The 7,385-nt window shown below is 36.1% G+C and carries 9 protein-coding genes and 1 pseudogene; 8 read left to right on the forward strand and 2 right to left on the reverse strand.

What is annotated here, in order from left to right:
* The 7 genes from FJR08_RS22080 to FJR08_RS22110 form a co-directional block, all read left to right on the forward strand.
* Positions 1 to 251: tetratricopeptide repeat protein (locus FJR08_RS22080; RefSeq protein ID WP_217357550.1), on the forward strand; the 251-nt coding region annotated here is incomplete at its 5' end.
* A 72-nt stretch (positions 252 to 323) separates the two neighbouring features.
* On the forward strand, positions 324 to 683 hold the full coding sequence (locus tag FJR08_RS22085) for a DUF433 domain-containing protein (RefSeq protein WP_052149826.1): 360 nt from the start codon (positions 324 to 326) through the stop codon (positions 681 to 683).
* Positions 684 to 687: 4 nt separating this feature from the next.
* Positions 688 to 1,050 carry a DUF5615 family PIN-like protein gene (locus FJR08_RS22090; protein WP_053540031.1) on the forward strand — a complete coding sequence of 121 codons (363 nt, stop codon included), beginning with the start codon at positions 688 to 690 and terminating at the stop codon, positions 1,048 to 1,050.
* Between the two features lie 66 nt (positions 1,051 to 1,116).
* Positions 1,117 to 1,368, forward strand: a complete 252-nt coding sequence (gene vap15, locus FJR08_RS22095; protein ID WP_168634593.1) for a type II toxin-antitoxin system VapB15 family antitoxin — start codon at positions 1,117 to 1,119, stop codon at positions 1,366 to 1,368.
* Positions 1,369 to 1,400: 32 nt separating this feature from the next.
* Positions 1,401 to 1,637, forward strand: a complete 237-nt coding sequence (locus tag FJR08_RS22100) for a UPF0175 family protein (RefSeq protein ID WP_168634594.1) — start codon at positions 1,401 to 1,403, stop codon at positions 1,635 to 1,637.
* A gap of 30 nt (positions 1,638 to 1,667) precedes the next feature.
* The gene (locus tag FJR08_RS22105) at positions 1,668 to 1,883 is read left to right on the forward strand and encodes a hypothetical protein (protein WP_168634595.1); all 216 of its coding nucleotides are present in this window, start codon (positions 1,668 to 1,670) and stop codon (positions 1,881 to 1,883) included.
* A gap of 17 nt (positions 1,884 to 1,900) precedes the next feature.
* Positions 1,901 to 2,320: a PIN domain-containing protein gene (locus FJR08_RS22110; RefSeq protein WP_168634596.1), complete on the forward strand. Its 420-nt coding sequence runs from the start codon at positions 1,901 to 1,903 to the stop codon at positions 2,318 to 2,320.
* Between the two features lie 88 nt (positions 2,321 to 2,408).
* Here FJR08_RS22110 and nifJ read toward each other — a convergent pair whose 3' ends face one another.
* Positions 2,409 to 6,002, reverse strand: coding sequence for a pyruvate:ferredoxin (flavodoxin) oxidoreductase (gene nifJ, locus FJR08_RS22115; RefSeq protein WP_168634597.1), 3,594 nt, complete (start codon positions 6,000 to 6,002; stop codon positions 2,409 to 2,411).
* A gap of 363 nt (positions 6,003 to 6,365) precedes the next feature.
* Positions 6,366 to 6,482, reverse strand: a pseudogene (locus FJR08_RS24345) (AAA-like domain-containing protein); the annotation flags it as partial.
* Positions 6,483 to 6,827: 345 nt separating this feature from the next.
* Here FJR08_RS24345 and FJR08_RS22125 point away from each other — a divergent pair.
* Positions 6,828 to 7,157 (forward strand): hypothetical protein, encoded by a 330-nt coding sequence (locus FJR08_RS22125; RefSeq protein ID WP_168634598.1) that lies wholly within the window; start codon positions 6,828 to 6,830, stop codon positions 7,155 to 7,157.
* The last annotated feature ends 228 nt before the right edge of the window (positions 7,158 to 7,385 follow it).

Below are 7,385 nucleotides of genomic sequence, written 5' to 3' on the forward strand. Positions count from 1 at the left end.
GGGGAGAAGCAAATGCTTGGTTTAATTTAGGTCTGTCCTTAGAAAAAGTGGATAGGGAACAAGATGCACTGGGGGCTTATCGCAATGCGCGGGAACTGTATCAGACAATGGGACTTGATGATAAGGTGCAAAATTGTAACAATGCAATTGAGGATCTTTCTCAACCACAAAAGCCTGTAGTTTCCCGTACTAGGTTTTGGGGTTGGTTGCGGCGGTTTTGGGGCTGGTTACGCGGTTGGTTTCGGCGATAAATAAAATCTGTTAAGTTATAATTAATCTAATGTGTTAATCCCCAAATCTTTGAAAATTATAGTTTCAAATTTATGAACAGCCAAACTATTCCTCAAATTATTCCTAAGAAGGATATTACTGAGTATTTCAATTTTCTTTTTCCTGGAGATATTAGACTAAAAAACTCCAGAATAGGAATTGAAACAATACTTTATGAATACCTTGATTGTGGACGTTCTCCAGAAGAGATTGCTCAAATATATCAATCACTTTCTTTAGAACAAGTCTATGCGACTATCCTTTACTATTTGCAAAACAAAGAAACTATCAGCGATTACATGAAGAACTGGATAGAACATGGTCATAGAATGAGAGAAGAACAGAGACTTAATCCCCCACCAGTATCAGAAAAACTCCGTCAACTGAGAATAGAAAGACAAGCAAAAGTATAAGGAAATGACCATTAAATATTTGATTGATGAAAATATCAATCCTTTATATCCAAAACAAATTAAACTCAAAGAACCTGATATTGTTGTTCAGGTAATAGGAGAACCAGGAATACCACCGAAAGGGACACTTGATCCTGAAATTCTCTGTTGGTGTGAGGAGAATAATTTCGTATTAGTCACAAATAACCGTACTTCTATGCCTGTACATTTAGCTGATCACATGGCTGTGAATCGTCACATACCAGGAATTTTCATTCTCAATCCTAATTTAAGTGTTGGTGAAAATATAGAAGAATTAATCTTAGTTGCTTTAGCTTCAGAAGATGGTGAATATCAAGATCGCATAGTTTATTTACCCTTACCATAGCTGTTAAAAATATTCAAGAGAAAGTGATTCATTGGTGAATAATATCAAAAAAGGAGAATTGACACTATGTTACGAAATACCTATCAACTTCCTTTGACATTTGATCAAATTCTTAGCTTAGTTAAACAACTTTCTAATTCCGAAAAATTATTACTTAGTAAAGAGCTAGAAAAAGAAACTTTGAATAATAAATTAACAGAGTTATTAGAAAGATTTCACACTGATGAATTGTCATTAGAAGAAATTACAGAAGAAGTTGAAATTGTCCGTTTTCAAATTTATAACAGAAAGGATCAAATATCTACCTGTGTGCTATAATTTTTCTAGTCTGTGTTAACGGGAGGATATCAATGAGCTTAGTCATTTCCGAAGATATTGTCCAAGCAAGTGGATTATCAGAAAAAGAATTAGTTTTAGAATTGATTATTCTATTATTTCAAAGGAAAAAACTTAGTATCGGTAAAGCATCTCAACTGGCTAAAATGCCTTTATTGCAATTTCAGAATGAATTAGCTATCAGAAACATTAATATTCATTATGATGAAACTGATTTAGACGTTGATTTAGAAAACTTTGCTATAATATAATAACTATATCAAATAAAAATAACTGAAATCATGCAAAAAATAGAAGTTGAACTTGATCAAGAAACTTTTAACAAAATAGAACAATTGACACAAACACATCATTGTGAAGTTTCCGACTTAATCAAAGCAATGATTGAGCAATTAACCAAACCAGAAATTATCAATAATTCATTTATTGGTGAATGGTCTAATGATGCTGAATTAGTAGATAAAATGGTTGAAGATATTTTACACCATAGAAGTTAATCAAAAATAATTGAGTTGTGAGAAAATCTTTAATTGATACAGATATTACTTCAGAAATCCGTAAAGGTAAAAATCCTAAAATAAATGCCAATGCTATTGCACATAGAGCAATATGGAAACATTATACAATTTCTGTGATTACTGTTTCCGAAATTGTTAAGGGATGGAGAAAATTAAATCGTAATGATCGTATTCAAGAATTTTTAGCAGATTTATCTCAAATCGAAATCCTACATTTAGACCAAAGAAGTGCAGAACTTTCAGGATTGATTCATGCTGATTTAGAAAGCACTGGACAACCAATAGGACTAGCCGATGTATTAATAGCTTCTATCGCTATCCAAAACAATTTAATTTTAGTGACAGGTAGCACTAAGCATTATCAGAAAATTCAAGCATTAGGCTATCCTTTAGTGATAGATAATTGGCGAGAATGAAAATTTGTGATTGATTATTTGATAATAGGTAACAGGTAAAAACCAATTACCTATTACCTATTACCTATTACCTATTACCTATTACTAATTACCTATTCGCCAAATATTGATACATTTCCCATCTTGCATTAACTTCTGCTTGCGCTTGTTCTAGCAACAACTTGGCAACCTCTGGTTTACTCTTCGTCAACATCTTGAATCGGTTCTCTTGATACATTGACTTTTCCACCGACTCAGAAGGTGCTTTCATATCCAATTGTAGGGGATTTTTACCCTGTGATTGTAATGCTGGATTATAGCGATATAACAACCATCTTCCTGAGTCTACTAACGCCTTTTGCTGATGTAAACCTTTGGTCATATCAATACCATGAGCAATACAATGACTGTAGGCAATTATGATTGATGGACCATCAAAAGCTTCCGCTTCTAAAAATGCTTTGAGTGTATGTTCATCTTTAGCACCTAACGCCACACTCGCCACATAAACATTACCATAGGTCATCGCCATTAAACCCAAATCTTTCTTGGGTGCAGGTTTTCCACCGGTCGCATATTTAGCAACTGCGGCTTTGGGAGTGGCTTTAGAAGATTGTCCTCCAGTGTTAGAATAAACTTCTGTATCCATCACCAAAATATTCACATTTCTGCCTGTGGAAATCACATGATCAATTCCCCCAAAGTCTATATCATACGCCCAACCATCACCCCCAACTATCCACACACTTTTCTTGACTAAATAATCCGCGAGGGATTTGAGATTTTCAAACGCAGATAAACGCTGGTTAACGCGGATATTTTTTGATTCTATCTGCGTGTATCTGTGTTCATCTGCGTTTAAAATTTCTTGGAGTTTGTGTTTGAGAATGACGATTCTTTCCCGTTGGTCCCAAATATCAGCTTCGGTTTTTTGTTCAGCTTTGAGAATGGCATTAACTAAATTATCGCCAATTTCATTACTTAATTGTGACAATAATTCGGCAGCAAATTCCGCTTGTTTGTCTATAGATAAACGATAACCAAAACCGAATTCGGCGTTATCTTCAAATAAACTATTGGACCAGGCCGGACCTCTTCCGTCTGCGTTTTGACTCCAGGGAGTTGTGGGGAGATTTCCCCCGTAAATGGAAGAACAACCAGTGGCGTTGGCAACGAGTGAGCGATCGCCAAACAATTGTGTTAATAATTTAAGGTAGGGTGTTTCTCCACAACCAGCACAAGCACCAGAAAATTCAAACAATGGTTCTTGTAATTGCTGCTGACGAATTTGGTTTACTTTCAAAGTTTTCCGGTCAGGATTTGGTAAATTCAAAAAGAAGTTCCAATTTTCCCGTTCTTGTTCCCGCAACGGTAATTGCGGACTCATATTAATCGCCTTGCGGGTGGGTTCTGCCTTGTTTTTGGCAGGACAGACGCTAACACAAATTTCACAGCCTGTACAGTCTTCTGGCGCTACCTGAATGGTGAATTTCTGGTTAGCAAAGTTTTTATCTTTGCTGTTAGTGGATTTAAAAGTTATCGGTGCATTGACTAACTCACCGGGTTGATAAGTTTTAGCGCGAATAGCAGCGTGAGGACAAACCATCACACATTTACCACATTGAACGCAGACATCACCATCCCAAACGGGTATTTCTTCTGCAACGTTGCGTTTTTCCCATTTTGCAGTGCCACTGGGGAAAGTTCCGTCAGCAGGTAAAGCACTCACAGGTAAATCATCACCTTCCCAGACCATGATTTTGCTAAGAACATTCTCGATAAATTTGGGTGCTTTGTTTTGTAGAGATATTGCATCATTTTGTAGAGACGTTCCATGGAACGTCTCTACATTTACGGAATGGAGATTTTCTAGAGTGTTGTCTACCGCTTTTAAATTCATGTTGACAACTTCTGCGCCTTTTTTACCATAGGTTTTTTCTATGGCTTGTTTGATTTTAGCAATTGCTGCTTTTTCTGGCAATACCCCCGCTAAAGCAAAGAAACACACCTGCATGATAGTATTAATTCTGTGTCCCATACCACTATTTTTCGCTACTTGACTAGCGTTAATAGCGTAAACTTTCAGATTTTTGTCAATAATCTGCTGTTGGACTTTTGGGGGTAGATTTTCCCAAACATGATCAGCATCATAAGGACTATTTAACAGCAAAGTCGCTCCCGGTGCAGCAGCTTTTAAAATATCAATACTTTCCACAAATCCCCAATGGTGACAACCGATAAAATTAGCTTTGTCTATGAGGTAAGTTGAGCGAATTTTTCCAGTTCCAAACCGCAGATGAGAAACTGTCATTGAACCGGATTTTTTAGAATCATAAACAAAGTAACCTTGGGCGTTATTTTCTGTTCCCTCACCGATGATTTTGATGGAGTTCTTATTTGCACCAACTGTACCATCTGAACCCAAACCATAGAACATGGCGCGAACTACATGATCTGGTTCTGTAGAGAAATTGGGGTCAAAATTCAAAGAAGTGAACGTGACATCATCATTAATCCCAATTGTGAAATGATTTTTGGGTTTAATTTGAGTGAGATTATCAAAAATACTCTTCACCATTGCTGGAGTAAATTCCTTAGAAGAAAGTCCATATCTGCCCCCAACAATTTTCGGGAATGTGGTTTTTTTCCAGCCTTCATAAATGGCTGTCACCACATCTAAATATAATGGTTCTCCTGCACTTCCGGCTTCTTTGGTTCTATCAAGAACGGCAATAGATTTAACACTATTTGGTAATGCTTCTATAAATCTGGAAACATCAAAAGGACGGAAAAGCCGCACTTTGATAACTCCGACTTTTTCCCCTTGGTTGTTGAGATAATCCACTGTTTCATGAACAGTTTCACAACCAGAACCCATAATCACAATTACTCTTTCTGCGTTAGTGCTTCCATGATATTCATAGAGTTTGTAATATCTGCCTGTTCTCTCGCCAAATTTGTCCATAATCTTTTGGACAATATCAGCACAAACATTGTAATAAGGATTTGCACCTTCACGCGATTGGAAATAAACATCAGGATTTTGTGCCGTTCCTCGTAATACTGGATTATCTGGAGTTAAGCAGCGTTGACGATGTGCAGATATTGATTCTACAGAAATAAGTTCCTGTAAATCTTCATCAGATAATAATTCAACTTTCTGCACTTCATGGGAAGTTCTAAACCCATCAAAAAAGTGCATAAATGGTACTCTTGCTTCTAATGTTGCTGCATGAGAAATCAGTGCGAAATCATGACTCTCCTGTACAGAAGCGGAACATAAAAAAGCGAAACCAGTCGCCCTTGCAGCCATGACATCACTATGATCACCGAAAATAGATAACGCATGGGTAGCTAAAGAACGAGCAGAAACATGAAGTACGAAACTGGTTAATTCTCCGGCAATTTTGTACAAGTTAGGAATCATTAATAATAATCCCTGAGAAGCGGTGAAAGTTGTACTTAATGCCCCTGTTTGTAATGCCCCATGGACAGCAGCAGCAGCCCCTCCTTCGCTTTGCATTTGGGTGACACTGGGAACTGTTCCCCATAAATTGGGTTTATTTTCTGACATCCAAGCATCAGCCCATTCACCCATATTTGAAGATGGGGTGATAGGATAAATGGCAATGACTTCATTTAGTTTGTAAGCTACACGGGCAACGGCTTCATTACCATCAATTGTGGCATAGGATTTGGTCATGATTTTCCTTTTTGTGTCTTTTCTGGTTGTTTAAACTGTATGCAGAGAAACCAAAAAGATAAGCATTGGAAATAGCTAAAGTCAGGAAGTTAATCTGTGATCTTTTTTACAGTTTTATGAATTGGGAATTATTAATTATTTTAACTTTTAACCAATATTTTAATTATAGCAAATGGTAAATATTCTATCTATATTAATATTAATGTTGTACTCAAGATTTATGATCTTTGATTTATCAAGGTTTGATGATTTTTATGGGGTGGAGGTGCGGGAGGTTTTTCCGTGGTCATTTTATCCTAAATTAGCCTATTTCCTTTTTTTGGTTTTAGTACCTCACAAAATCGCGTTTCACTCAGTTACACGTTAAATAGGTAAAATAGACAAAAAATACTCAAGGAATAACTCGCAAGACAGACTCGCTTGATCACCTTTTAGATCAACTAACCCCATCTTTTGTAACTGAAAACCTTGCTCTGGAGTATAATCTACAGGAGTTCACTGGTTGACAATCGTCTCTGCCTCACCTTCCTCGCATTCATTCTCCCTTCTCGTTCCCAGCCGGAGTCTGGGAACGAGTTTGCAACATCATTCTAAAACCCTATCCAACTTTTTCTTATCATTTAGATATAGACAATAGCGATCGCTTGGTCAATTATGGCTTTCAGGTAGTGCTAAAAAAGGGTTAATTACCCTACGAATTTCTTGTACTTCTTCCAATGAAACACCTAATTTATATGCCATACGGTTATTCTTTTTCGGAGATATTTAATAGAAAAACTTATTCAGATTTATCAATCTCATCTATGGTTCAAGCAAATTGTCAACGTGATCCAAAATTTACTTAATCGTGATCCATCGCTGATATTAGAAAATACTGAAACTTTTCTGACAGATAATATGCAACAGGAATTTAATCTAATTATTAATCAACTTTCAACTAGGGAAAAACAGATATTAATGATATTAGCAAATAATGAAACATCTTTATCTACGAGTGATATATTTAAACAATCATCTTTATCTTTAAATGAAGTAATTAATGGATTAGAAAAATTAAGCGATCGCTGTTTAATTACACAACAAAAATCTTGTTTTCAAATAAATGAACTTATCAAAACATATTTAATTCAGACTGAGTTCGTAGTTGGACTTTAACCCTAGCCCTTTCAAGCTAGCCCTTTCAAGGTGGTGAAATTTGGAACGACAATTGGTTGTTTTAAGCTTCGCAAAACCGAAAATATGACCGAAAGATTCAAGATGGTAGTAATGAAACAACGTATTTCCGTTAGTCACCTTGAAAGGGCTAGACTTTAACTCCTAGAAAAAACGCCAAAAATAAACTCCCTCGATAGTCAACTAAAGAGAGAGTTTTTTGTAAATAAT

This window comes from Dolichospermum sp. UHCC 0260 (genome assembly GCF_009711985.1).
Taxonomy (GTDB): Bacteria; Cyanobacteriota; Cyanobacteriia; order Cyanobacteriales; family Nostocaceae; genus Dolichospermum; species Dolichospermum lemmermannii.

What these genes read in the sequence shown, in the direction of transcription:
- FJR08_RS22100 (WP_168634594.1), top strand. Translation starts at nt 1,401, where the DNA reads ATGAGCTTAGTCATTTCCGAAGATATTGTCCAAGCAAGTGGATTATCA.
- FJR08_RS22085 (WP_052149826.1), top strand. Translation starts at nt 324, where the DNA reads ATGAACAGCCAAACTATTCCTCAAATTATTCCTAAGAAGGATATTACT.
- FJR08_RS22105 (WP_168634595.1), top strand. Translation starts at nt 1,668, where the DNA reads ATGCAAAAAATAGAAGTTGAACTTGATCAAGAAACTTTTAACAAAATA.
- vap15 (WP_168634593.1), top strand. Translation starts at nt 1,117, where the DNA reads ATGTTACGAAATACCTATCAACTTCCTTTGACATTTGATCAAATTCTT.
- nifJ (WP_168634597.1), bottom strand. Translation starts at nt 6,002, where the DNA reads ATGACCAAATCCTATGCCACAATTGATGGTAATGAAGCCGTTGCCCGT.
- FJR08_RS22090 (WP_053540031.1), top strand. Translation starts at nt 688, where the DNA reads ATGACCATTAAATATTTGATTGATGAAAATATCAATCCTTTATATCCA.